Below are 26,028 nucleotides of genomic sequence, written 5' to 3'. Positions count from 1 at the left end.
TTGTTAAAAGACAGTTAAATCAAAAAGATAAAATGACTTTTTGAGATGAATTAGGAATATTCTGTCACGCGGAATGGTCTTGCCTTAATGAGACCTGTCTCAATGGAACTGGTTATTTTTTGTCACGAAACAGGTTTTAGAGAGGAAACAGGGGGAAAAGATGGTGCCCTCCCGTTACGGGAAGGCAGGGTTTAGCGATTATTTCTGCGCAGGAGCAGTCACGTTCTGATCGCCGCTTACGCGTACCACAACACGGCGGTTAGGCGACAGACAGGAGATCAACGCGCTCTTGTTCGAGGCGTCACAGTCATTGACTACAGGCTCATTGCTGCCCACGCTGGTCGCCGTCATCAGGCGTGCCGGAAGGCCGTTCTCAGCCAGCATGGTGCGGACAGTCTGCGCACGCTTCAGGCCAAGCGCATAGTTGCTACGATCGCTGCCGATGGCGTCCGTGTGGCCGATAACCTGAATCTGCTTCAGTTCAACGTTTTCACGTTTGATCGTCGCCACCAGATCTTTTACGGCCTGGCGACCCTGAGCGGAAACGCCCTTCTCATTTCCCTTACCAAAGCGGAACATCACATCGCCCGACAGGGTGTAGTCTTTGTACTGTGGCGCAAGGTTCTTACAGGCCTCTACGCTTGAGGCACGGGACAGCACGTGTGTCTGCTCACGCAGACCAGCGAGATCCTTTTCCGCCTGCTCGCGCGTACGGGCTTCCGGCACCGCATTCATGGTTGAGCTGACGCGCACGAAATAGGTCTGGCCGCCGCTCATCTCGACGTTGTAGCCCTGCTCTTTGCCGCGATACTGCGGTGCATCATTCTGGTACGCGCCCAGATTATGCTTGCCCGGCGCCAGACAGAAAACGGTATAGCCGCCCGGCAGCAGTGCGTCGTGGAATTCGTTATCGACATAAATATGCGCCGCACCACCTGCGGTGTTGCTGGCATCACGGTAGTAAACCACCTGCGTCTGCGTCTGGCTGACGGGGGCAACAGGCTGATACGTCTTACCAAAATTCTCCGCCGCCAGCGCCGGGTGGATAACAAATGCGGAGGTAGTAAACAGCGCCGCGAATAAAGAAGTCTTGAAAAAAGTCATAAATCCTCCACAGGCCCCCTCCCGGGGGCCTGGAAAAGTTTAAGTTAGTGATTATTCACGTTGACGGTGACGCCGTTCTGCACCAGCAGTTCCACGTCCAGATTTTCCACCTGGTAAACCTGATATTCCACGCCGGAAACTTTAACGTTGCCTGCATTGGTCCAGTTACCCGGATCGCTGTTGTCTGGCAGCAGATCGCTCAGGTTCACAACATCACCTTTGTTACCCTGAACCATCATCTGTTTATTGCCATCGGCGATAAACAGATCTTTCTCAGCGTGAGTCAGCACGTCGTTCACGTTGATATTCAGCACATCTGCTTTGCCGTTGTTCATATCAATCGTTGAAACCTGCTGATCTTTGCCAACCAGCTCGCTCAGATCGATGCTGTCTTTCGCGTCGCCCGCTAACGTCAGCGTATGATTGACGGCATCGTGCTCAACGCCTTTTTGCTCTGTCGATGCCTCCTGCTTAGACGCGTTATCGTCTTCGTTCTGAGCCACAACAGGCGCTTTTGCCGGTTTGTTTTCCTCGCTGTTCACACGCTGTTCCTCATGAACAGGCGGGGTGTTTTCCTCAACGCTGAAGGAACGCATACTGCGGGTGCCCAGCAGCCTGCCATCAACCGTAATTGGCACCGCGTTGTACGTGTGAATACTGGTATTGGAGGTATCCACTACGTTAAACACGGCGGCAAATCCAGGCCCGTTACCAGGGGCTGACAATCCGGTAGCACGCCACTGTGCCAGCGTTAAGGTCACGGTCCAGGTACCATCATCCAGAACGCGACCGGTTGTACCTGCCAGCGTCGAATTCGGCCCGCCTCTCAGACTGACAGTGTGACCCGGAATACCCCCTACACCTTTAACGGTAATGACCTCTCCGACGACATCGAAGTAACCCCCACCGCTGACACTGGTGATCAGGAAGTTCTCTGGCGACCAGGTTTCCACGGTCACATAACGCTGGGCTCCTAACGCACTGCTGTTGCCTGCGGTGTCAATCTGCTTGGCACGGAAATACCAGGTGCCATCAGGCAGTGCCGTCGGGATTTCAAGACTCCAGGTACCGTCTGCTTTGGCCGTGGTGGTGTAGATAATGTTCTTACCACCTGTCCAGCCTGCGCTGGTAGTTGGACCTGCCAGCCAGATTTCGATCTTCGCCCCTGCTTCCGCACCGTTACCGGTGATGGTCGGACGGTTGTCGTTGGTCTTCTCTGCGTCAGCCAGGTTACCTACCTTGCCGCCCGCGACGTTATCGACGACTGCCGTAATAACAGGTGCAGCCGCGACCGTATCAACCACAACATAGTGCTGGTTACCCAGGCCACTCTTGTTACCCGCCTGGTCGGTCTGATTGGCACGGAAGTACCAGGTGCCATCCTGCAGAGCCTTCGGAATTTCCAGGCTCCAGGTACCATCAGCTTTGGCCGTGGTGGTGTAAACGAGGTTTGTACCGCTCGTCCATCCCTGGCTACCCAGGGCCAGCACGATTTCGATCTTCGCGCCCGGTTCTGCACCATTACCGGCAATAGTCGGACGGTTGTCGTTGGTACGCTCTCCGTCAACCAGGTTACCGACTTTTCCGCCCGTCACGTTATCAGAGATAACCGTTACGTTCGGTGCGGCCACCACGGTATCCACGGTAATCGCGAAGTTGGTCGAGTTCACCGAACGGTTCCCGGCTTTATCAACAGAGTAAGCCTGGAAGTCATACGTCTTGTTGTAGTTGGTCGTGATCGGGAAAGACCATTGTCCATTCGCGCCAGCCGTGACCGAACCATACACCCCACCACTTGCCGGGTTGATGATATACACCACGCTGCCCGCTTCTGCCGTGCCGCGTAAATCCAGTGTTCTGTCGTTAGTTACGCCACCGTTACCCACCAGACCGTTATACGTCCCCCCCTGAACGTCATCCCAGGAACCCGTGATCACCGGCGCGGCATTGACCGTATCCACCGTAATCGCAAAGTTCGAGGAATTCACGGAGCGGTTTCCGGCTTTGTCTATAGAGTAAGCCTGGAAGTCATATGTCTTGTTGTAATTGGTAGTCAGCGGGAAAGACCACTGTCCATTCACACCAGCCGTGACCGAACCATACACCCCACCACTTGCCGGGTTGATGATATACACCACACTGCCCGCTTCTGCCGTGCCGCGTAAATCCAGCGTTCTGTCGTTGGTTACGCCACCGTTACCCACCAGACCGTTATACGCACCACCCTGAACATCATCCCAGGAACCCGTGATCACCGGCGCGTTATTGACCGTATCCACATTCAGTGAGTAGGTCGCCGATTTGCCGGAAACGTTGCCTAAATCATCTTTGGCAATGGTGTAGAACATATGCGGACGACCCGCAGCCGTATTCCCGACCGAATGCGACCAGCTCCAGTTACCGTTTGCATCGGCTTTCACTGTATCCAGCACGCCGTCGTTATAGGCGTTGTAGATATAGATGATGCTGTTTGCTTCCGCGGTACCGCGCAGTTCCATACTGGCGTCATTGCTCAGCCCACCGTTCGGTACCAGTCCATTGTAGATACCGCCTTCCACGTTATCGTACGCGCCCAGAATAACCGGCGTGGCCGCTTGCGTGTCGACTTCCAGACCGTAATGGTTGGATTCACCCGACACGTTACCCGCCTTGTCCTGTGCCTTCACATAGAAGTCGTACTTCGCATCCGACAGCACCGGCGAGGTCCACGTCCAGTTACCGTTTGCATCGGCATACACGGAAGCAATCGGCTCTTTGCTGTCCGGGCCATAGATTTTCACCAGGCTGTTTTTCTCAGCGGTACCACGCAGTTCTGGCGTGGTGTCACGTGAACGACCGCCGTCAGCGATCAGGGTGCCTGCATCGTCATACATACCCGTAATAGCCGGCGCGTTTGGCGCTTCGGTATCAATGGTCAGGCTCCACGCAGCCGTTGGTGCGCTCTTCACGCCGGTCGGGCTCTGGAATACCGCTGTCAGAGACAGCTCAGTGCCGTTGTTCTGCTGTGGCAGCGTGTAGTTCCAGGTATTTGCTGGCCCTACGGTGACGGAGTCAAGCAGTCGGGTACCGTCGTAGATAAACACCACATCACCTGCCACACCTTTACCGTACAGGGTTGGGGTGGTGTCATCGGTCACGGCCGGGTTCGCCAGATCGCCCTGAATCAGACCCACGTCATCCGCGACGCGATCCAGAGAACCTGTCGGCACTCGCGTATCCAGCGTCAGTTCGAACGGCGCGGTTTGCGCACTCTCACCTGCGCCTGCGTCTTCGCTGGCGGTGATCTTATAGGTCGCATCCGCCGTCAGCGCCGGGCTGATGGTGTACTGCCATGCACCGGTTACGGCGTCAGCGCGCACGCTGTCGATGTATTTGCCATCAACGTACACTTTCACCAGGGCACCCGCCGTCGCACGGCCCACCACGGTTGGGGTCGTGTCGTCAGTGTGGCTACCGCTGCCCAGATTGCCAACGAAGTCGCCCTGATCGTCCACAACGTGGCTGATGGAAACACCGTTACGGCTGGTATCCACGATAAAGTGGATCGGCGCAGACTCAGGACCCACGTTACCGGCTTTGTCTTCGATAGAGACTTTCCAGGTATAGTCGCCATCCGCCAGCGCTGGTGCCGGGGTGTAGCTCCAGTTACCTTTCTCGTCTACCGGTACGCGCACGGTAGTACCGTTACCCAGATCGATAATCGCGGTACCGTTCGCCTCACCCTTACCACGGTAGGTTGGGGTGTTATCGTCGGTGGTGCCGTCATTGGCGATGAGACCCGGCGTGCCGAAGTCGTCCCACAGCTCAATGTCCGTAGGTGCCAGCGGATCAACGGAATCGACAATAATCACCCACTCGCCGGTTTCCGGACTGCGGTTACCGGTTCTGTCTTCGGCCACGGCACGGAAGCGGTGCTCGCCCTGCGGCAGATCAGAATCAAAGTCAATGGTCCAGCGGCCAGCTGTTACCACGGCACTGCCGATCGGATCCGGGTTAGTACCATCGTACAGATAGACCGTGGTGCCATCCTGTGCGGTACCGGTAATGGTCGGGCGTGCGTCGTTCGTGATGCCGCCGTTTTGTACCGTACCCACGTGCGCGTCAACGTCGTCGATCACGTCAGTAATGGCCGGAGCCGTCGGAATACCGCCCGCCAGCAGGTCAAACGAGAACGCGTCAGACGGCTCGGAACGCAGCCCCGCTTTGTCCTGCGCCACAACGGTGACATCGTAATGGCCGTTGGCCATGCCCAGTGCTGGCGTCCAGGTCCAGATCCCGGTTGAGGCGTCAGCGGTCACAGAGTCAACGGTTTTCCCGTTCACAATGATAAACACCAGGCTGCCCTTCTCGGCCGTACCGGTAAAGTCCGGGGTGCTGTCGTCCGTAATACCACCGTTAGCGATATTGCCGGTCTGCTGACCTGCGTCATCATAAACGGTATCGATCGTCGGTTTTGCCGGCGGCTGCGTGTCGACGATAAAGTCGATCGGATCGGACGGCTCGCTGGCGTTGCCCGCAGGATCGGTGATCACCACGACCGCTTCATGTTCGCCTTCCGGCAGCGGTTTCTCCGGGGTCACTTCCCATTTACCGTCGTCACCGACAATCGCGGTCCCCACGACTTCGTCGTCAACAATCAGTTCAACGGTATCGCCAGGCACGGCGCCTTCGCCGCTGAATACCGGCTGCGTGTCATCCGTGGTGTCACCGTTGTGAATAGGGCCGACATCCGGACCCTGGTCGTCCTCGACGTCGCCAATAATCGGTTTGTTTGGTGCTTCAGTATCGATCACCAGCTTCCACGGTGCGGTCGGTGCGCTTTCCACCCCGGTCGGGCCACGGAAGACCACGCTGACGTCCAGCGCAGTGCCGTTCGTCTGCTCAGGCAGGGTGTATTCCCAACTGTTGTCAGCACCTACGGTGGTGGAACCAATAATGTCGCTGCCGTTGCGGATGAACACGATATCCCCCGGACGGCCGGTACCGTGCAGGGTTGGGGTGGTGTCATCGGTCACGCCCGGGTTCGCCACGTCGCCCTGATAACGGCCTTCGTTGTCTTCAATACGGTCGAAGGAGCCGGTCGGTACAACGGTATCAACCGTCAACAGGAACGGACGCGTCGGCGCAGGGATTTCACCCGGGCCGCTATACTCGCCCGCGGTGATTTCGTAGGTTTTACCCGATTCCAGCGCAGGGTTGATCTCAATCGCCCACTCTCCGGTTACTGGATCAGCGGTCATCGAGCCAACAGGTTTGCCATCAACGTACAGGGTCACCAGGGAGCCCGGCGTCGCCGTCCCCACGATTACCGGGTTAACGTCATCCGTGCTGCTGCCGCTTGCCAGCGGGTTGGTCATCGTACCGGTGTTATCTTCAGCGTGGCTGATGGACACCGCATTACCCACCGTATCGATGGTGAAGCTGATTGGCGGGGTAGACGGACCGCGATTGCCCTGCGCGTCTTCCAGTGCCACAGACCAGGTATAAGACCCGTCCGCCAGCGCAGGCGCAGGCGTCCAGCTCCAGATACCTTCTGAACTGACCGGTACGCGAACGCTCTGACCGCCACCGAGGTCGATCACCGCCGTCATGCCCGCCTCACCCTTACCGCTAAAGGTTGGGGTGTTATCTTCGCTCGGATCGCCGTTGTGAATTTCACGCGGGAACTGGTAGTCGTTCCACAGTAAAACGTCACTCGGCAGCGGTGGTAAGGTCGCCATTGCGGCGATATTTTCGGTATTGTTGTTCGTAGTAATGGTCTTTTTCATACAATTTTCCAAATGAATTCTGTTTATGTTCTGGTCTAAAACTTTGCGGAGGCTCCGGTGCAGGAGCCTCACTTTCCTGGCATCAATTAATGGTTCTGTAGCGTGACCGTGACTCCCATCTGAACGAGGATCTCGGTATTCAGGCTATCCATCTGATAAGACTGATACTCCACTCCCCCAACATTCACCGTCCCGCCATCGGTCCAGTTACCCGGGTCCATACCGTTCGGCAGCAGGTCGCTCAGATTCACCGTGTCACCCGCGTCGCCCTTCACCATCATTTGGTTGAAGTCGTTGTCGTGGAACAGGTTCTGCGTGGCGTTTTCCAGCACATCCCCCGCACTCAGCGTCAGGGTGTTATTGCCTGTTCCCGTAATGTCGAACACTTCCACTGACTGGACAGGGTGGGTCAGCGCGCTCAGGTCGAGGTGCTGATCTGCCCCCAGCAGCTTCAGCGTGTCGGTGCCTTCTCCACCCTGAATCACCGCACCGGTCAGGCTGGCTACGTCCGCAACCTGATACAGGTTGTCCGCTGCGTCCCCGTACCAGATATCGCCCTGGTTATCCGCCAGGAATTCACCCGGGGTGACGGTTTTCGCTGTACCGCTCACCACCAGGTTATCGATGCTGAAACCAAACCCGGTGCTAGTTGGTTGCTCCTCATGATGGATCTCCATCCGGTAAACCGGTGTATCATCCGGGCTGGTAAACGACACCGGGACGTTACGGTTAGGGAGGAAAGCGCTCACCGGCTGCGAACCAATCTCATTGCCGTTGACGTCGTAGAACGTCACCACCGTCGAGGGGCCGGCAAAGCGCGGGTTGAAAACGAAATCAATCGTTTTTGCGCCATACTGGAAGTCAACAAACATGCTGGCTGCCATTCCGGTATCTGTGGACGTGCTGTACAGATACAGGCTGTTGGTGCTGCCCGTGCCAATGACCTGTTTGTCGAACTCATAATCCGCCGTGCCGGTATCTGGTGTGTGGGAGAAACGCATCCCGTGCACCCACGCCCCCGCGTTAATGTCCGCAAACTCCGTGTCGTCTTCGAAGCTATTGGTACTGGTGAACGCGCTGGTGCGGTAGCTGGAGCTGTTACCCGCCGCGTCAACAATCGCCGCGCCCACCGGAATATCGGTGTAGCCGCCCACAGGCATGGACAGGGTCACGTTACCGTTAGCAATGTCAGCGGCCGTCAGCGTATGGGTGACGGTAACGTCGCCGCTTTTCACCAGCACGGTGTCGCCCTCGACAATCCCGCTGCCCGGCAACGTCACCGTCACGTCGTTGCCACTGCGCACCACGTCGGTCGGTGCATCCGGTGCCACCTGATCCAGCACCACTTTCTGCGAGGATTCGGTGTAGTTCCCGGCGATATCGACCACGCGCGTCAGGACAGTCCAGTCAGCACTGTGTCCCTGTCCGTCGACAAACGCCCATTTGTCGCCGTCGACCATCGCTTCAAGCCAGGTGTTCCCGCCGTCAGTGGAGACCAGTACTTTCCCGCCCGCTTCCAGAGGAGCCGAGAGATGACCGCTGACCAGGCTACCTGCCTGACCACTGTTAGTGATGAAGTCGCTGCCGCTGACACCGGAGTCCTGGGTCATCGCATCCACCACCGCGCTGCTGGTTGGCGCGTCGGTATCAATGGTGATTTTCCATTCCGCGGACGGCGCGCTTCTCACGCCGGTCGGGCTCTGGAACACCGTCTTCAGGGCCAGTTCCGTGCCGTTGTTCTGTGCAGGCAGTGTAAAGTTCCAGGTGTTGCCCGGTCCTACGGTCACGGTGTCGATCAGCGTGTCACCGTCATAAATAAACACGACATCACCCGCGACGCCGGTCCCGTGCAGGGTTGGCGTGGTGTCGTCGGTCACCGCCGGGTTCGCCAGGTCGTCCTGTATCAGACCGACGTCATCCGATACGCTATCGAATGAGCCAACCGGTACGCGGGTATCCAGCGTCAGTTCAAATGGCGCCGTCTGCGCGCTATCACCGGTACCGGTATTTTCACTGGCGGTGATCTGGTACGTCTTGTCAGTGGTCAGCGCCGGGTTGAAGGTGTATTTCCACACACCGGTCGCCGGGTCAGCGATCACGCTGTCGACAAAGTTGCCGTCCAGATACACTTTCACTTCGGCACCAGGCGTCGCGCGGCCCACAACGGTGGGTGTCGTGTCATCGGTATGGCTGCCGCTGGCCAGATTGCTCTTCAGTTCGCCTTCATCGTCTTCCACGTGGCTGATAGACACACCGTTGTGGCTGGTGTCCACGGTGAAGTGGATCGGCGCAGACTCTGGTCCAACGTTACCCGCTTTATCTTCAATCGCGACTTTCCAGGTGTAGTCACCGTCCGCCAGAGCCGGTGCCGGGGTGTAGCTCCAGTTACCGCTGCCATCTACCGGCACGCGCACGGTAGTGCCATTACCCAGATCGATGATCGCGGTACCGTTCGCGTCACCCTTACCACGGTAGGTTGGGGTGTTATCGTCGGTGGTACCGTTATCCGCAATAATGCCCGGCGTGCCGAAGTCGTCCCACAGTTCAATGTCCGTAGGTGCCAGCGGTTTAACGGAGTCCACAATAATCACCCACTCCCCGGTTTCCGGGCTGCGGTTGCCCACGGCGTTTTCCGCCACCGCGCGGAAGCGGTGCTCGCCCTGCGCCAGCGCAGTATCAAACTCAATGGTCCAGGTGCCACCCGTAACCACAGCGCTACCGACAGGTGTCGGGTTAGTGCCGTCATACAGGTAAATGGTCGTCCCGTCCTGACCCGTACCGGTGATGGTCGGTTTGTCATCGTTGGTGATGCCACCCTGCTGTACGGTGCCAACATGGGCATCGACATCATCGATTACGTCCGTGATTGCCGGTGCCGGAGGAATGCCGCCTGCTACCAGATCAAACGCGAACGCGTCAGACGGTTCAGAACGCAGACCCGCTTTGTCTTCGGCAACCACTTTCACATCGTAGTGCCCGTTCGTCAGCGCCGGAGATGGCGTCCAGGTCCAGTTGCCTGTCGGGTCAGCGGTAACGGAATCCACTTCCTTACCGTTAACAATGATGTGCACTACGCTGTTTTTCTCAGCGGTACCGGTAAAGGTCGGGGTGCTGTCATCGGTGATATCACCGTTGGCCAGGTTGCCCGTTTTCAGACCCGCATCATCAAACACACTATCGATCGTCGGTTTTACCGGCGGCGTGGTGTCTACGATGAAACCGATCGGATCGGACGGATCGCTGTCGTTACCCACCGGATCGGTGATCACCACGACCGCTTCATGTTCGCCTTCCGGCAGCGGTTTCTCAGGGGTCACTTCCCACTTGCCGTCATCACCGACAATTGCGGTACCCACAACTTCGTCGTCAATAATCAGACGCACGGTGTCGCCAGGTGTACCCTTGTCGCCACTGAACACCGGCTGGGTGTCGTCGGTGGTGTCACCATTGTGAATTGGCCCTACGGACGGTCCCTGGTCGTCTTCAACGAGGCCAATGACCGGCTTGTCAGGGCCCTGCAGATCCACGATAAATTCGAAATCATCAGACGGTTCGCTGGCGTTGCCTTCCGGATCGGTAATGATCACTTTCCCGGTGTGGCTACCTTCCGGCAACGGTTTCTCAGGGGTCACTGCCCACTTGCCGTCGTCACCGACGATCGCCGTCCCCACCAGTTCATCGTCCACGATCAGTCTGACGGTATCGCCAGGCGTGCCGTTTTCACCGCGGAACGTCGGCTGCGTATCATCAGTCGCGCCGCCATTCTCGATAGGTCCCTTAACGGTACCGACATCATCTTCTACTTCGCCGATGATCGGTTTTTCTGGCGTAACGATAAATTTGAAGTCATCAGACGGTTCGCTGTCGTTTCCGGCCGGATCGGTGATGATCACCTTCCCGGTGTGGCTGCCTTCCGGCAGCGGTTTCTCAGGCGTGACTTCCCATTTACCGTCTTCACCGACGATCGCGGTACCGACCACTTCGTCGTCAACGATCAGGCGTACGGTATCGCCAGGCGTAGCACCTTCACCGCGGAAGACGGGCTGTTTATCGTCAGTCGCATCGCCGTTATGGATTGGGCCTGTTTTCGCGCCAACATCGTCTTCCACTTCGCCAATAACCGGCTTAACAGGAGCTTCCAGATCGACGGTGAAATCAAAAGAGTCGCTCGGCGCGCTGGTACGGCCATCCGGGCCTTTACCGATCAGCACAATGCTGTGGTCGCCGTGCGCCAGCGGGGTTTCCGGCGTCCAGGTCCATTTGCCATCAGCACCCACGCGAGCTTCACCCAGCTTTTTGTTATTTTCCCAGAGTTCAACAATGTCGCCCGGTCGGCCTGTACCGCTAAACGTTGGTGTCGCGTCATCGGTCACGCCGTTTTGCGGGATCGAGCCAGTTTTTGTGCCGTAGTCGTCGTGCACGTCGGTCAGCACAGGGGTAGTAACAGGCGCAACGGTGCCTTTTTTGTCGCCGCCATCGTCACGGTTATGACGAATAATGGCGCCCAGACCGACCAGCGCACCAATCCCGGCTAACGCACCCAGCGCCAGCAGAGCAGGAGAGAACGCGGTGCCCGCAACGGCCAGACCGTCGAGACCCGCAATGGCACCCGCACCCAGCGCCTGGGCGGAGGATTCGCCGTCCAGCAGGAACGCGGCTTTGTGGTCGTCGTCACCGTCGGTGGCGATATACTCGTGCCACTGACCGTCTTCGCCTTTACCCACCAGCTCACCCGGGTTATCGAAATAGTCTTCAATGATCAGCTGTGGCTGATCCTCATCAGTGCCTTCCAGCATGACGAACAGGTCTTTGCCTACGCGTTTCAGCGTAATGTTTTCTGGCGCGACGCCATTTTCCCCTTCAGCAAGGATGTATTTTGCATTCGGGATGGCCTTGATTTTGACAGCACTGCCAACCTTTTCACTGCGCAGAACGTCAGCTTTGACAATCGTATCTTTATCAACGACTGCAATATTTACTGGCTTGAGAGTCATGTTTAAATTCTCGTGTAAATAATCGATCTGTGTCTGCGCAACGCGCCAGACGCACTTCCATACGGGATACATTCCCTGGCTGACGCTATCTTCCCGGCTGGCAAGTTTTGGCTTAATAAGACCTGTCGCAAACCGGTCTTATATGTCCCGAGTGCGGATAAAAGGGGGCAGAGGCACCGTCATCTGGCGGTATTTAGACGACAGAAAATAATGGCGAAGATAAAGACAAGTCTTAGCCAACTTTTTTTAGCGCGGATGGAAAATGAGATTTTTGTCACCCAATCAGGACAATCAGGAATGTCAGATAAAAAAGTCATTCTCATGGATGCCAGTTCATTACTCCGGACAGGCATCCAGGGGTTATTAGCAGAACACGGTTATCAGACGGCGGCACAATTCCTCACGATTGAGGCAATGCACAGCGCGTTGCCGATGTTAAATGCTGACCTGATTATTATGGAACATTTGCAACAGAGCCCCGACGTTTTCGCTCAACTGGTGCAAATAAGAAAAGCCTACCCTGATATTCAGGTTCTCATTTTTTCTTCGTCCTCCAGCGACTTTCATATTCAGTTGAGCCGACGGGCCGGTGCGGCTGGTTATTTAAATAAAAACAGCTCACTGGATAAAATTATTACCACCGTCGACAAGATTCTCTCCGGGGGATATTGCTATGGCTCGGAGCTATGGCAACACCATGCCCGGTATCCCCGGGATGCATCGCTGTTATTATCGCTGTCGCATATTGATATCTGTATTTTGCGCTATATTTCCGCAGGCTACAGCAACCAGATTATCGCCTCGATGCTCAATATGAATAACAAGAAGGTCAGCGCATATAAGCAGCGCATCATGGCAAAATTTAATATGACCCGCCTGGCGGAACTGGTGGATCTGGCAAAACGGAATTATCTGTACTGAATGCCGCAAGACGCCCGGACGACGGCATGTCCGGGCCTGATGACATCATTCGTTGCAAAACGAATGCTCCGAAAAGAGTGATCTACCGCACATATTCCTCCCCATCTACCGAAGCGAGTGTCTACGCTTATAGGACGCCCGGAAAAACCTGTCTTTTGAACACACAACCGGAGGTCCTTATCACCATGTTCAACCAGAAGATACAGGCTACCGAGAACATCGCGTTCGGGATCGAAGAAGAGCTGCGCTACGAGACCGATCCCTGCGAGTTGAAACTGGATGAGATGATTGAGGCGGAGCCGGAGCCCGAAATGATCGAGGGGCTGCCCGCCTCCGACGCCCTGACGCCCGCTGACCGTTACCTTGAGCTGTTCGAACATGTGCAGTCAACAAGGCTGTTTGCGGACAGCAAAACCTTTCCCGACTGCGCACCGAAGATGGATCCGCTGGATATTCTGATCCGCTATCGCAAGGTAAGACGCCACCGGGATTTCGACCTGCGCCAGTTCGTGGAGAATCACTTCTGGCTGCCCGAGACTTATAGCACGGAGTATGTTTCCGACCCCGGCCTGACGCTCAAAGAGCACATTGACAGCCTGTGGCCGGTGCTGACGCGCGAGCCGCAGGACCATATTCCCTGGTCCTCCCTGCTGGCGCTGCCGCAGGCCTATATCGTCCCCGGCGGGCGATTCAGCGAGACCTACTACTGGGATTCCTACTTCTCGATGCTGGGGCTGGCCGAGAGTGGTCGTAACGACCTGCTGAAGTGTATGGCGGATAACTTCGCCTGGCTTATCGAGCGTTACGGCCATATCCCGAACGGCAACCGCACCTACTACCTCAGCCGCTCCCAGCCGCCGGTGTTTGCCCTGATGGTGGAGCTTTTTGAAGAGGACGGGGTGCGCGGTGCGAAGCGCTACCTTGAACACCTCAAAATGGAGCACGCCTTCTGGATGGACGGCGCGGAGTCGCTGCTGCTGAATCAGGCCTATCGCAGCGCGGTGCGTATGCCGGATGGCTCATTGCTGAACCGCTACTGGGACGACCGTGACACCCCGCGCGACGAATCGTGGATTGAGGACGTGGAGACCGCCCGCCATTCCGGTCGCCCCCCCAATGAGGTGTATCGCGATCTGCGCGCGGGGGCGGCCTCCGGCTGGGATTACTCCTCCCGCTGGCTGCGCGAACCGGGCCGACTGGCCAGCATTCGCACCACGCAGTTTATCCCCATCGACCTGAACGCCTTCCTGTTCAAGCTGGAAAGCGCTATCGCCAATATCTCGGCGTCGAAAGGGGATAAAGAGACGGCAGACCTGTTCCGCCAGAAAGCCAGCGATCGCCGGGCGGCGGTAAACCGCTACCTGTGGGATGAAGAGAATGGCTGCTACCGGGATTACGACTGGCGACGCGAAGTCATGGCGCTGTTCTCTGCGGCGAGCATCGTGCCCCTGTATGTCGGAATGGCGACCCATGAGCAGGCAGAACGCTTGTCTGATGCGGTTAAATCACGTCTGCTCACCCCAGGCGGTATCCTCGCGACCGAGTACGAAACCGGCGAGCAGTGGGATAAACCCAACGGCTGGGCGCCGCTGCAGTGGATGGCCATTCAGGGCTTCAAGCAGTACGGCAACGACTCGCTGGGCGATGAGATCGCCTGGAGCTGGCTGCACACGGTGAACCATTTTTATCAGACTCACCATAAGCTGATTGAGAAGTATCACATCGCCAGCAGTACCCCACGCGAAGGGGGCGGCGGTGAGTATCCATTGCAGGATGGCTTTGGCTGGACGAATGGCGTAGTGCGGCGGTTGATTGGGTTGTATGGGGAGCCTTGAGTGGGGTGTGGTCTGGTGCCCTCACCCCGGCCCTCTCCCAAACGGTTGAGGGATCCCCATAAAATAATTCCTGCACAGACGGCCCCCTCTCCCTTGAGGGAGAGGGCTGGGGTGAGGGGGAACATACGGCTGTGGAGGTCATTCCGTTCACTTTATGTTCCTTGCTACTCTGTAACAACATGACCCGTGAACGTGCCAGGGCGGCTCAATCGCCACCGCCCTGGCGACCCGGGCTCCCGGCGGTAAATCGCCGCTTCGCGGTGCCCTCGGCTTATTCCTTCCGGCTTATCGGGGACGGGCGGATGTAACGTCCCTGTAAGGCCGCCCTCTCGGCGCATCCATGCGCCTCGCCCCGGCCTGCAGGAAACGCCTCAGCGATTTACAGCCGGACCAGGGCATCGCTGAACGCCCTCAGTCATTCTGAGAGCAACGTTATTGCTTCTGTTTATGAATTACCGGGGAGCCCTCAACCCACATGAAGAGGGAGATACGATCAGCGGATCACCTCATAAATGGCAGACTGAATAGCCTGCCATTTTTTCGTGCTGGCATTCGGCTGTGACTCGGCGCGGCGCGTCGCCATATCCAAATCGTGCTGCTGGCGTTTTACCACGGCAGGGACGGTGCAAAAGGCTTTCAGGTACTGTTTACGTACGGCGGTCAGCGATTCGCCATTCGCCATGGCGTGGGTGAGCGTATTAATAAACCGCCGGCACGGCTTCTCTTCCACCATGTTTTGCCGGTAGCGCAACATCAGCTCCAGCACGTCGTCATGGTTGGATGACATCGCCTCTTCGGTCCATGAGAGCTTCCAGTCCATTCCGCCCTGTAAAAAGAGCTGCGCGATACGGGTGTCGTTGCGGTTGATGGCCGAGCGGAAATTATTCTCGTCCCAGGTGATGCCCATGCGCGTCAGCGTCTCCCGCGAGGAGGGCGTTTCCCGCATCTCCTGCGGCGCAGGCGTTTCGGTGGCGGCCACCGCTGTCTCTGCTGGCGAGCTGCTGGTCACCAGCCAGAATCCTCCCGCGACAATCGCGATGACCATCACGCCCACTGCGCCCCATAACACGCCGGAGATGAGCTGCTCGCGTTGTTCAGGCGTGCGCGGCGCGCGCTGGGTCGGTTTTTCAATCGTGTCACGCACTTCAAACAGATCCCCGCCGGTGACCCGATCCATTTTCTGCGCTTTCTCCCAGAAAGCATGCAGCTCGCTGGCATCCACCGCCATTAACCCGGCCGGGTTGACGCGAGTGCGCCCCTCTTCAAACGCACGCTGAACGGGACGAGTGATCTGGGTGTAGTAGTTATCCAGCAGCTGGATTTGCGCCGAGGTTAATGCTTTCTGGACGGTAAGGTTGTTGCGGATTTGGCGGATATCATCAAGGAAGGTTTGCAGCGTTTTGCGCGGTTCTACCAGCAGCGTCAGCATGGACGCATCGCTGAACAGCGACGCGTAATAGCGGCTGTACTCTTTTTTATCCACCAGCATCTGGGCCAGCTCGCTGAACATCATTCCGCTCAGCACGTCGTTGATGTCACCCAGCTTCAGCCAGCGCCGCACGCGGTCCGCGTTAAACAGGGTCTTAAGATGGTTATTCAGCCGCACCTGATCGGGCCATGCCTGCTGAATAAGCCCTTTAATCATCAGCTCAATCGCACGCACCTGCTTGTGTGCCTGCTGCTGTTGAAGCTCACTGCCGGGCGCCAGTTCGGTACTGTATGTCAGGAGAGGTTGTTGCAGACGAAGATGCTCCAGCGCGGTGACAAACCGCATCGCCGCAATGAGCTGATTTTCACTGACATCCTGCCCGCTTTCGTACTGAGGAACGCGCTGCTGCAGCAGGCGCAGTTGCAGGGTAAATTCCGACATCTCAGCATCGTTCAGGTTGAGCTTCTTCGCCACGGCGCCCCACCCGCCCAGGCCTAAACGCGCGCTGTCCAGCTGCTCCAGGAACCAGCGTGGATCTTTTCCCTCAGAAACATGTACATTCAGGAGAAGCAATATTTCCACTGAGGCCTGACGAATGACCGCCAGACAGTGTTCAAACTGTTCGCGGATATGGTGTGATGTGCTGAGCGTCATTGTTTTCCTTAAAAGACCACGAAGACATCCAAAAGGGGCCCGGAACGGCCGTTTTTCTTTTTATTTATACGAGGTTAACCATACCTGACTTTCTGTTGAAATAAAGTGACAGCACCAAAATCATTGACATTGTTTCAGGAGAATCTGAATGCCTCAGTTAACAACATCGCGTCTTACCTGCTCACCGTTACAGGAAGATGACTGGCCCTTTTTCCTGGCGCTACAGCAAGACCCGGATGTGATGCGCTTTGTCGCGCAGGATCGCACTGTGGCGGACATTCGTGACGCCTTTGATTCCCGGCTGACGCCGTGGACGCCCGGCAGCGCGCACTGGCTCTGCCTCGTGGTTCGCGATAACGCCAGCCAGACTCCGCTGGGGGTGACCGGCTACCAACACCACGAAGCGGATTGCGCCGAAGTCGGTTTCCTTTTCGCCCCCGCGGCTCAGGGGAAAGGTTACGGCTATGAATCCCTGCAGGCACTCTGTGATTATGCCTTCCACCAGGGGGGGATCCGTCGTCTCACCGCCACCGTCACGGCCGGGAATATCGCCTCCCGGCGTCTGCTGGAAAAAGCCCGCTTCCGGCTGGAGGGTGAGCTGCGTGAGAGCTATTACCTTGGCGGCCACTGGCATAATGACTGGCTGTTTGGTTTATTGCAGCGCGACTATCTGGAAAATAACGGTTGAGCAACGGCCATTTGGCGGATATGTCTCGTGGCGCATTTCCTCTACAGTGATGTCTGAAAGAGGAAAATACCATGTTAAAGCTATCTTCTGCTGCCGTTGAATTAATTAAAAAACAGCAAGGACTGTCCCTGGAAAAATATCGTGACGAGCGCGGTACAGGGGTCATTGGATATGGTCATGTCATTCAGCAATGGGAGAAATTCCAACGCCTTATTACCGTTGCTGAAGCAGAGCGCTTGTTAGATAACGATATTCAGATTTATGAGATGTTAATTCAGGAAAATATTACTCAGCCATTAACACAACACCAGCATGATGCGCTGGTGTTGTTGATGTTCAGTTTTAGTCACACACCTTGCCCGATAAATGCCATCGCTCAGGCGGTGAGCCGGGTATAGCACATCGCGGCCTGCGTGCGATTTTTTACATCCAGCCGCCGGAAGAGCAACTCCAGATGGGCCTTCACCGTTGCCGCACTGATATTGAGCGTGCGGCCAATTTCTTTATTCGACTCCCCGGCGGCGAGTAACTTCAGCACTTCACGCTGGCGCTCACTTAAGGATAACAACGCCTGGTGAGACGCCTGCTGCGTCAGCCACTCGCCGGGAAAACAGACCATCCCTCTGGAGACCGAATCCAGCACCGCGCAAAACCGCTCCGCAGACGCGTTGCGGGGAACAATTGCCATTACGTTGCACTGCAACAGCTGTTTCGCCCACCGGGGCTCTTTTTTCGCCAGTACCATCACCACACGTATCGCAGGGAAACGCGTGATAATGTCTTCCAGAAATGTGATGCCCTCGTGATGAATTAACTCTCCGTCAATCATGACGATAGCGGACGGTGATGCGGACAACTGCGCCCGTAATTCATCTGCCTGACGGGTCCCTGTCATATTTATTTCCGGCATTACCTTCCGCAGACTGTTTATCGCTCCATGAATAAATATCGACTGCCTGTCAAACATGATTACTCGCATCGTTTTTCTCCCTCTGAGAATCGCGAGGGGGGATTGTATAGAGGCGTTATTTGAGAAAAAACTCAATGAATGGAGACGTTACAAATTCACCGCCGATGTTTATATCTGCCCGTATCCGGACACACTCTGCTTAAGGATTTCCTCAAGGGGTTCCGTCCCCTCAGGAAGATGCATTACAGGAACATCCCACCAGATACTTCAATACGTTGCGCATTCATCCAGCCCAGTTTATCGCTGAGCAGCGCCGCGATGGCATCACCAATATCATCCGGCAGGCCAACCCGTCCCAGCGCCGTTTGCGACGCCAGCATCTGATTTAGCTGCGCGTCATCGCGTACATGTCCGCCGCCAAAATCGGTTTCAATTGCCCCCGGCGCGATGATATTGACGGAGATCCCGCGCGCGCCCAGCTCTTTGGCCTGATAGCGGGTCAGCACTTCCATCGCCCCCTTCATTGCCGCGTAGGTCGCGGAGCCTGGCTGGGTAAAACGGGCCAGTCCGCTGGAGACGTTGAGGATCCGTCCACCATCATTCAGCAAAGGCAGCAGGCGCTGGGTCAGGAAAAATGGCCCTTTGAAATGAACATTCATTACCTCATCGAACTGCGCTTCTGTCGTCCCGGTATAGGGGGCGTATAAACCCGTTCCGGCATTGTTCAATAAATAATCAAAGGTATCACGCTGCCAGACGGTTCTCAGGGTTTCCTGCAGCTGTTGGGCAAAACGCTCAAAACCTGTGATATCACCGACGTTGAGCTGTAATGCTGCCGCGTTAACGCCTTTTTCCTGAATTTCACGCACCACATCCAGCGCGTCCTGCTGATTGTGATGATAAGTTAGGATGATTCCTGTTCCCGCTGCTGCCAGCTTCAGAGCCGCGTTTTTACCCAGACCACGGCTGCCACCGGTCACTAATGCGATACGTTCAGTCATAAGAAACCTCATTTCGGTTATCAGGAAGATTGAGAAAGAGCTTATTAGCTGATAGAAAATCAATAAAGACAGGCTAGCGCGCTTCACTGTTTCATTATCAACAACAATGAGCGATACCGATGGATAAAATTCACGCAATGCAGCTGTTTGTTCGTGTCGCGGAACTGGAGAGTTTTTCCCGGGCAGCGGAGACGCTGACCCTGCCGAGAGGCAGCGTTTCGCGCCAGATTCAGGCGCTGGAAAACCGGCTGGGCACCCAGCTGTTGCACCGCACCACGCGCCGCGTCAGCCTCACCCAGGACGGCATGGTCTATTACGAACGGGCAAAAGATCTGCTGTCGAACCTCGATGAACTGGACGGTATGTTCCAGCACGATCCCTCCAGCATCAGCGGGCGGCTACGCGTCGATATGCCGGTGGGCGTTGCACGAAATTTAGTCATCCCAAAACTGCCTGCGTTTCTGCAGCAGTATCCGGGTATTGAGCTGGAGCTCAGCAGCAGCGATCGTCTGGTGGATGTGATCCGCGAAGGGTTTGACTGCGTGGTGCGCGTCGGCACGTTGAAGGATTCAGGGCTTATCGCCCGTCCGCTGGGCAAGCTTTCGGTGATTAACTGTGCCAGTCCGGATTATCTGACGCGGTTTGGTTATCCGGAAACGCTCGACGACCTGGCCTCACACGCGGTGATCCACTACGCCGCGATGCTGGGTTCGCGCCCGCAGGGCTTTGAGTTTTATAACGGCAGCGCGACCCAGTGGGTTAAAACGGGCGGGGTCTTGACGGTCAACAGTACAGAGACCTACCATGCCGCCTGTATCGCCGGGCTGGGTATTATTCAGGTCCCCCGCGTAGGCGTACGTGATTCTCTGCGCACGAAAAAGCTGATTGAAGTGCTGCCGCAGTACCGGGCTGAACCCATGCCGGTTTCCCTGATCTACCCCCACCGCCGTAACCTCTCCCGCCGGGTACACCTGTTTATGGAGTGGCTTACGGAAATCACAAAAGCTTACGTGGATTAGTCGCAAGCTATAATTCAATGACATCCAGCCAAACGAAAAGGAAAAAACGCGTGACGCCGGAAAATAACCCGCAACGACCCACTCAACAATTAGATTATGATCCCATCAAGAAGATGGAGACCGGGCCCGAAGAGCCCGGCACACCCGGCAAAGCCAGCAAAGCGCTGGGGACGGTCACCACGCTGGCGGAGAAAATTCAGCAGATCCCCGTGATTGCGCACCTGATACGCGCCGCGGAACGTTTCAACGACCGAATGGGGAATCAGTTTGGTGCAGCGATTACCTATTTTTCCTTTTTGTCGATGATCCCGATCCTGATGGTCTCGTTCGCGGCAGCCGGTTTTGTGCTCGCGTCTCACCCGACGCTGCTGCAGGATATTTTCAATAAGATACTGAATAACGTCAGTGACCCGACCCTCGCCACCACGCTAAAAAGCACCATCAATACTGCCGTGCAGCAGCGCACCACGGTGGGTATTGTCGGTTTGCTGATTGCGCTCTATTCCGGCGTAAACTGGATGGGTAACCTGCGCGAGGCCATTCGCGCCCAGTCGCGCGAGGTGTGGGAGCGTAAGCCTCAGGATCAGGAGAAAATCTGGGTTAAGTATTTCCGCGATTTTGTTTCGCTGATTGGTCTGCTGGTGGCGCTGGTCGTCACGCTCTCCATCACCTCGGTCGCCGGTTCCGCGCAGCAGATGATTATCTCCGCGCTCTATCTTGATTACATCGACTGGCTCAAGCCTGCGTGGCGCGGCATCGGGCTGGCGATCTCCATTTTCGCCAACTACCTGCTGTTCTTCTGGATCTTCTGGCGCTTGCCGCGTCATCGCCCGCGCAAAAAAGCGCTGATCCGCGGAACACTGCTCGCGGCGATAGGCTTTGAGGTGATTAAGATCGTGATGACTTATACCCTGCCGTCGCTGGTGAAATCCCCTTCTGGCGCCGCGTTTGGCTCGGTTCTGGGGCTGATGGCGTTCTTCTACTTCTTCGCCCGCCTGACCCTGTTCTGTGCGGCGTGGATCGCCACAGCCGAATACAAAGGCGACACGCGCATGCCGGGGAAAACACACCGTTAACCCCCCCTTTCGGGCTGAAAGTTTCAGCCCGATTCATCATTTCAGCATATATATCCAGTCCGTAACTTTTATTTAACTGAAAACCAGTTTTATCCACTAATATTTAAAATCTGTGAAGCATTTCATAGAAGTGTTTTGGCTGGGCTGAACATTATCCGCTTTTTGTTGCTTTTATCACCGGTTCGCCGTTTTGTTACAGATTGAAATGTCGCTTTTGCTGTGCGTAATATGGCCTTTCGTTCGACAAAAAATAAGAAAATATTATGCAAGCAACCGCCACAACACTCGATTCCGGGAGCGAAAACGTTCCGGTCAATTCACGCAATAAAGTCGTCGTCGCCTCGCTGATTGGCACCGCCATCGAGTTCTTCGACTTTTACATTTACGCCACCGCAGCGGTTATTGTCTTCCCGCATATCTTCTTCCCGCAGGGCGACCCGACGGCGGCCACACTGCAGTCTCTGGCAACCTTTGCTATCGCCTTCGTCGCGCGTCCGATTGGCTCGGCGCTGTTTGGTCATTTTGGCGATCGCATCGGGCGTAAAGTGACGCTGGTGGCTTCGTTGCTGACGATGGGCATTTCCACCGTCGCCATCGGCCTGCTGCCTACCTACGAGAGCATTGGCATTCTGGCACCGGTGCTGCTGGCGCTGGCACGTTTTGGCCAGGGTCTGGGTCTGGGCGGCGAATGGGGCGGCGCGGCGCTGCTGGCGACCGAGAACGCACCGGCGCGTAAGCGTGCGCTGTATGGTTCCTTCCCGCAGCTTGGCGCACCGATTGGCTTCTTCTTTGCGAACGGCACCTTCCTGCTGCTCTCCTGGCTGCTGACGGATGAACAGTTCATGAGCTGGGGCTGGCGTATTCCGTTCGTCTTCTCTGCCGTACTGGTGCTGATTGGCCTGTATGTTCGCGTTTCTCTGCACGAAACCCCGGTGTTCGCGAAAGTGGCGGCGGCGAAAAAACAGGTAAAAGTGCCGCTGGGCACGCTGCTGACCAAACATGTCCGCGTGACCGTGCTGGGCACGTTTATCATGCTGGCCACCTATACGCTGTTCTATATCATGACCGTCTACTCCATGACGTACAGCACCGCTGCCGCGCCGGTTGGGCTGGGCCTGCCGCGTAATGAAGTGCTGTGGATGCTGATGATGGCGGTGATTGGGTTTGGCGTCATGGTGCCGATTGCTGGCCTGCTGGCGGATAAATTTGGCCGTCGCTCCAGCATGATTACCATCACGACGCTTATCATTCTGTTCGCCCTGTTTGTCTTCCCGCCGCTGCTCGGTTCGGGTAGCCCGGCGCTGGTGATGGCGTATCTGCTGATTGGCCTGAGCCTGATGGGGTTAACCTTCGGTCCGATGGGCGCGCTGCTGCCAGAGCTGTTCCCGACGGAAGTGCGTTATACCGGCGCGTCGTTCTCCTATAACGTCTCGTCTATTCTGGGTGCCTCCGTTGCGCCATACATCGCCACCTGGCTGCAGGCAAATTATGGCCTGTTCTACGTGGGCGTGTATCTGGCAGCCATGGCGGCACTGACGCTGATTGCGCTGCTGCTGACGCACGAGACTAAGCATCAGGCTCTGTAATTTACTGCAGCCTGATGCCCTCACCCCGGCCCTCTCCCACAGGGAGAGGGAGAAAGGGAGCTACTTCTTCATCTGCGACAAAATGTTCCGGCACTGATTGGCTTCCCCTTCTGATGGCGAAATCAGCGCCAGCAGCGCCGCAGCTGGCGTGACCAGCGTCGCGAGCGCTGCCGCCACCGCACCGCGCGCAATCAGCGGCCCGGGTTTTACCCCCGCCTGAGGATTTTTGAAGGTGCCACGCACATAAAGTGGCGAACGCAGGGTGATGATACGGATCCCCTTGCTTTCCGGGTCGATGGTTAAATCAAGCTGCTCAGAGGCCATGCTGGCGGTCCCGGTCACGTTGATCACCGCATTTTCCGTGTCGAAGGCAAAAATCTGCGGCCGCGCCACGCCGTTGACCAGATCCAGATTCGCCGCCGCGCAGTTCACCCGCACCTCATCATCACCAAAGATCTGCCCGATGATGTAGTTCCCGACGTTCAGTCCCAGGATCTCCATCAGGTTACGGCTCACCAGCCCGTCGTTCATCAGCAGCTTGAGGTTGCCGTTACTGCTCCCGAGCAGCGCCGCCACGGAGTTCCCCACCCCGCGAATGTCCGCGTCGCCGTTCATTTCACCGAGGGTTTTCTGCATCAGCTCCACGTTGGGCATCAGCTCTTTCAGTTTGAGCCTGCGTGCCTGAATATCAGCCCGGCCCTGCATCGGCTTTTTATCGCCTTCCAGATGAATGTTCGAGGAGATGGTTCCGCCCGCCATACCAAATTTCAGCGGCTGCAGACGCAGGTCGGCATTTTTAAGCAGAATATGGGTTGAGAGATTGCTGATGGGTAGCGTGCTGCCATGCTCGATTTTACGCCCCTTGAAGCGCACATCCGCATCCATTACATCCCACTTGTCGGTTTCAAAGCGATCGTAGGGCAGCACTTTCCCTGCGGGCTGAAGGTCTTTTTTCACCTCTTTCGACTTCGTGCCTTTGCCGGAATCAACGCCGATCAGGGGGCCCAGATCGGCAAGCCTGAGCTGGCGGGACTCCACATCCCCTTCCAGTTTCGGGCGCGGTTTGCCGGTGGTGTAGGTCAGCGTACCGTGGATATCGCTGTCGCCGATACGGCCGTTGAAATCCCGATAGTCAAAGACAGACGATTTTTCCGTATCGATTTTGGCCACCAGATGCCCGTCCGTCTCAAACGGCGGCGTATCCGGCAGCAGCACGCCGGTGAGTTCATACAGTTCGCCCAGCGAATCTCCGGTAAACTTGAGCTGCAAATCAACCCCGCCCATATTCATGGGGTCGTTGACCGTACCGGTAAAGGCGACTCGCGTGTTGCCGGAGCGGAAGTCCGCCTGCACCGGGAACGGGGTGCCTGCGCTTCGCAGCGCCAGCATGCCGCCAATTTTACCGGTGCCGGTTAACGGTTGTCCGTTGTAGCGTCCGCTAGCCCGCAGGCCAAAAACGTAATCGCCCGCGCTGGCGTTATCCCCTTTCGCTTTAGTGCCGGTCACTTCGCTAAACGGCAGCGGTTTGCCCAGCGGATCGACCAGGATCTCCACATCAGCCTTGCTAACTTTATCGTCGATGGCGATCCGCCCGCGATCGAAAAGAATGTTATCGAGACGGAATGACCACGAAGAGGGCTGGGCGTTGGGATCTTTTTCGCCGCTGCTGGCGAGGTTAAACGTCCAGTTGTTGTTTTTTTCCGAGAGGCGGATCAGGCGAGCATCGGGCTGCTGAAGCTTGATCCACGGCAGATAGACCGTTTTCGTAAGCAGCGCTAACGGCGCCAGTGTGGCTTCAACCCGCGGGAGATGCACCATGGTGACGGCAGGAATATCCGGCGGGTTACCCAGAATGATGTCGTCGGCGTGAACGTGCGGCCACGGGATCCAGCTTCGCCAGCCGGTCTCCTCCTTCTGACGTTCCCACACCACGCCTAAATCACCGCGTATCGCGAAGGGGCGGTTCAGTTCGGTTGAGACTTTCTGGTTGATGGTCGGCTTAAGGCGGTTCCAGTCGAATGTCGCAATAACGATGATAGCGACCACGATCAACAACAAGAAAATCCCTGCTATCCAGGAGATTACCCTGGTTGTTTTAGTCATTTTGATCCCCTTTTCCTGATGACCTGTCCTGTAAAACTATAGTCCAGACAAAGGGAAACGGGCGGTTCAGAGGTGTGTTATCACGGTGTCGAGGGTATCCATGGGAACCGGACGCGAGAGGTAATAGCCTTGCGCGGCGGCAGCAGGTGAGTTTTGCACATCGCGCCACTCTTCCAGCGTTTCCACACCTTCCACAATGACCCCTTTGCAGTAGCGGTTCATCAGCTGCAATAACAGCGTAAACAGATTCCGCCCTTCCGGGGTCTGGCGCAGCATAATGAACAGATCGCGGGCCACTTTGATGTAGTCGTATCGCACCTCGCTGAGGGCGGAGAAGTTCGCCATGCCGGTGCCAAAGTCATCCAGCCACAGGGGGCCAAATTCACACATCGAGGCAAAAGAAGATTCCTGCGGCAGGCGGACATGCTCCACCAGTTCAAAGCGCATCCACGGCAGGGTGGCGATAAGCTCCTGCAGGTTCGCATTCTGGCGCAGCGCCAGCAGGGTTGGGCCATCCACGTTGACCGAGGCCAGAATATCGTGCTGTTCGAAAAAGGCCTGTTTCGTTGCCAGCATACGCAACTGCTCTTCCAGCACGTCCAGACGCTGGCGAACGGCAACTTCGGCGAAATAGCGGTCCGGCGCGATACGCTGTGAAGGGTTTGAGGGGTGCGTAACGACCGTCAAAATTTCAATCGCCATCAGTCGACCGTCGGTACGATAGATTGGCTGATAGGTGTACGCACGCTCACATTGCAGCCAGTAGCGATGCTCCTGCAAGTTCTCAATACTTGCCTCAGGCGTAGTGCTCAGCCGCTGGATAACCTGCTCTGACTTCATTTCAGATGTCCTGTTGTTGGGATGGCCTTTCTGGACTCGTCACTGGGTTATCGGCGCAACAATTGAGAACTTTATGTTCAATTCACCGGGAAAATGAAAT

15 protein-coding genes are annotated in these 26,028 nt (G+C 56.5%); 7 read left to right on the top strand and 8 right to left on the bottom strand.

All coding sequences use genetic code 11. From position 1 onward, the window contains the following. Window positions 1–198 precede the first annotated feature (198 nt). The 3 genes from NQ842_RS02115 to NQ842_RS02105 form a co-directional block, all read right to left on the bottom strand. The gene (locus tag NQ842_RS02115) at window positions 199–1,104 is read right to left on the bottom strand and encodes an OmpA family protein (RefSeq protein WP_257256456.1); all 906 of its coding nucleotides are present in this window, start codon (window positions 1,102–1,104) and stop codon (window positions 199–201) included. Window positions 1,105–1,148: 44 nt separating this feature from the next. Beyond that, window positions 1,149–6,872, bottom strand: a complete 5,724-nt coding sequence (locus NQ842_RS02110) for an Ig-like domain-containing protein (RefSeq protein ID WP_257256455.1) — start codon at window positions 6,870–6,872, stop codon at window positions 1,149–1,151. 86 nt (window positions 6,873–6,958) lie between these two features. Continuing rightward, window positions 6,959–11,866: an Ig-like domain-containing protein gene (locus tag NQ842_RS02105; protein WP_257256454.1), complete on the bottom strand. Its 4,908-nt coding sequence runs from the start codon at window positions 11,864–11,866 to the stop codon at window positions 6,959–6,961. A gap of 210 nt (window positions 11,867–12,076) precedes the next feature. Between NQ842_RS02105 and NQ842_RS02100 the strand changes: the two genes are divergently transcribed. Beyond that, the gene (locus tag NQ842_RS02100; protein ID WP_239003327.1) at window positions 12,077–12,787 is read left to right on the top strand and encodes a response regulator transcription factor; all 711 of its coding nucleotides are present in this window, start codon (window positions 12,077–12,079) and stop codon (window positions 12,785–12,787) included. A gap of 185 nt (window positions 12,788–12,972) precedes the next feature. Beyond that, the gene (locus tag NQ842_RS02095; RefSeq protein WP_014833658.1) at window positions 12,973–14,622 is read left to right on the top strand and encodes an alpha,alpha-trehalase; all 1,650 of its coding nucleotides are present in this window, start codon (window positions 12,973–12,975) and stop codon (window positions 14,620–14,622) included. 493 nt (window positions 14,623–15,115) lie between these two features. On the opposite strand, the gene NQ842_RS02090 is transcribed toward NQ842_RS02095, so the two are convergent. Further along, window positions 15,116–16,705, bottom strand: coding sequence for an STY4199 family HEPN domain-containing protein (locus tag NQ842_RS02090; protein WP_014833659.1), 1,590 nt, complete (start codon window positions 16,703–16,705; stop codon window positions 15,116–15,118). Window positions 16,706–16,853: 148 nt separating this feature from the next. Between NQ842_RS02090 and NQ842_RS02085 the strand changes: the two genes are divergently transcribed. Together NQ842_RS02085 and NQ842_RS02080 are read left to right on the top strand one after the other, a co-directional pair. Then, window positions 16,854–17,393: a GNAT family N-acetyltransferase gene (locus tag NQ842_RS02085; protein ID WP_046889672.1), complete on the top strand. Its 540-nt coding sequence runs from the start codon at window positions 16,854–16,856 to the stop codon at window positions 17,391–17,393. Between the two features lie 71 nt (window positions 17,394–17,464). Next, window positions 17,465–17,791: a lysozyme gene (locus tag NQ842_RS02080; RefSeq protein ID WP_125366478.1), complete on the top strand. Its 327-nt coding sequence runs from the start codon at window positions 17,465–17,467 to the stop codon at window positions 17,789–17,791. Here the strand turns inward: NQ842_RS02080 and NQ842_RS02075 are convergent. Further along, on the bottom strand, window positions 17,770–18,372 hold the full coding sequence (locus tag NQ842_RS02075; RefSeq protein ID WP_046889674.1) for a response regulator transcription factor: 603 nt from the start codon (window positions 18,370–18,372) through the stop codon (window positions 17,770–17,772). The two genes, NQ842_RS02080 and NQ842_RS02075, sit on opposite strands and share 22 nt — an antisense overlap. Window positions 18,373–18,545: 173 nt before the next feature. Then, a complete protein-coding gene (locus tag NQ842_RS02070) occupies window positions 18,546–19,304 on the bottom strand; it encodes an SDR family NAD(P)-dependent oxidoreductase (protein ID WP_257256453.1) in 759 nt (252 codons plus the stop codon). A 119-nt stretch (window positions 19,305–19,423) separates the two neighbouring features. Here NQ842_RS02070 and NQ842_RS02065 point away from each other — a divergent pair, with 119 nt between their 5' ends. The 3 genes from NQ842_RS02065 to NQ842_RS02055 all read left to right on the top strand — a co-directional run bounded on the left by NQ842_RS02065 (window position 19,424) and on the right by NQ842_RS02055 (window position 22,985). Beyond that, complete coding sequence (locus tag NQ842_RS02065; protein ID WP_014833664.1) at window positions 19,424–20,323, top strand: LysR family transcriptional regulator; 900 nt, start codon at window positions 19,424–19,426, stop codon at window positions 20,321–20,323. Between the two features lie 50 nt (window positions 20,324–20,373). After that, entirely contained in the window at window positions 20,374–21,399 is a 1,026-nt protein-coding gene (gene yhjD / locus NQ842_RS02060; protein ID WP_014833665.1) for an inner membrane protein YhjD, read from the top strand. 263 nt (window positions 21,400–21,662) lie between these two features. Next, complete coding sequence (locus NQ842_RS02055) at window positions 21,663–22,985, top strand: MFS transporter (RefSeq protein WP_014833666.1); 1,323 nt, start codon at window positions 21,663–21,665, stop codon at window positions 22,983–22,985. Window positions 22,986–23,045: 60 nt separating this feature from the next. Here NQ842_RS02055 and NQ842_RS02050 read toward each other — a convergent pair whose 3' ends face one another. After that, window positions 23,046–25,088, bottom strand: a complete 2,043-nt coding sequence (locus NQ842_RS02050; protein WP_257256452.1) for an AsmA family protein — start codon at window positions 25,086–25,088, stop codon at window positions 23,046–23,048. A 66-nt stretch (window positions 25,089–25,154) separates the two neighbouring features. Then, complete coding sequence (gene pdeH / locus NQ842_RS02045; RefSeq protein WP_014833668.1) at window positions 25,155–25,928, bottom strand: cyclic-guanylate-specific phosphodiesterase; 774 nt, start codon at window positions 25,926–25,928, stop codon at window positions 25,155–25,157. Between the last annotated feature and the right edge of the window lie 100 nt (window positions 25,929–26,028).

Origin of the sequence: Enterobacter cloacae complex sp. R_G8 (assembly GCF_024599795.1) — a bacterium.
Taxonomy (GTDB): Bacteria; Pseudomonadota; Gammaproteobacteria; order Enterobacterales; family Enterobacteriaceae; genus Enterobacter; species Enterobacter dissolvens.
This window is presented reverse-complemented; position numbering and strand designations above follow the sequence as displayed.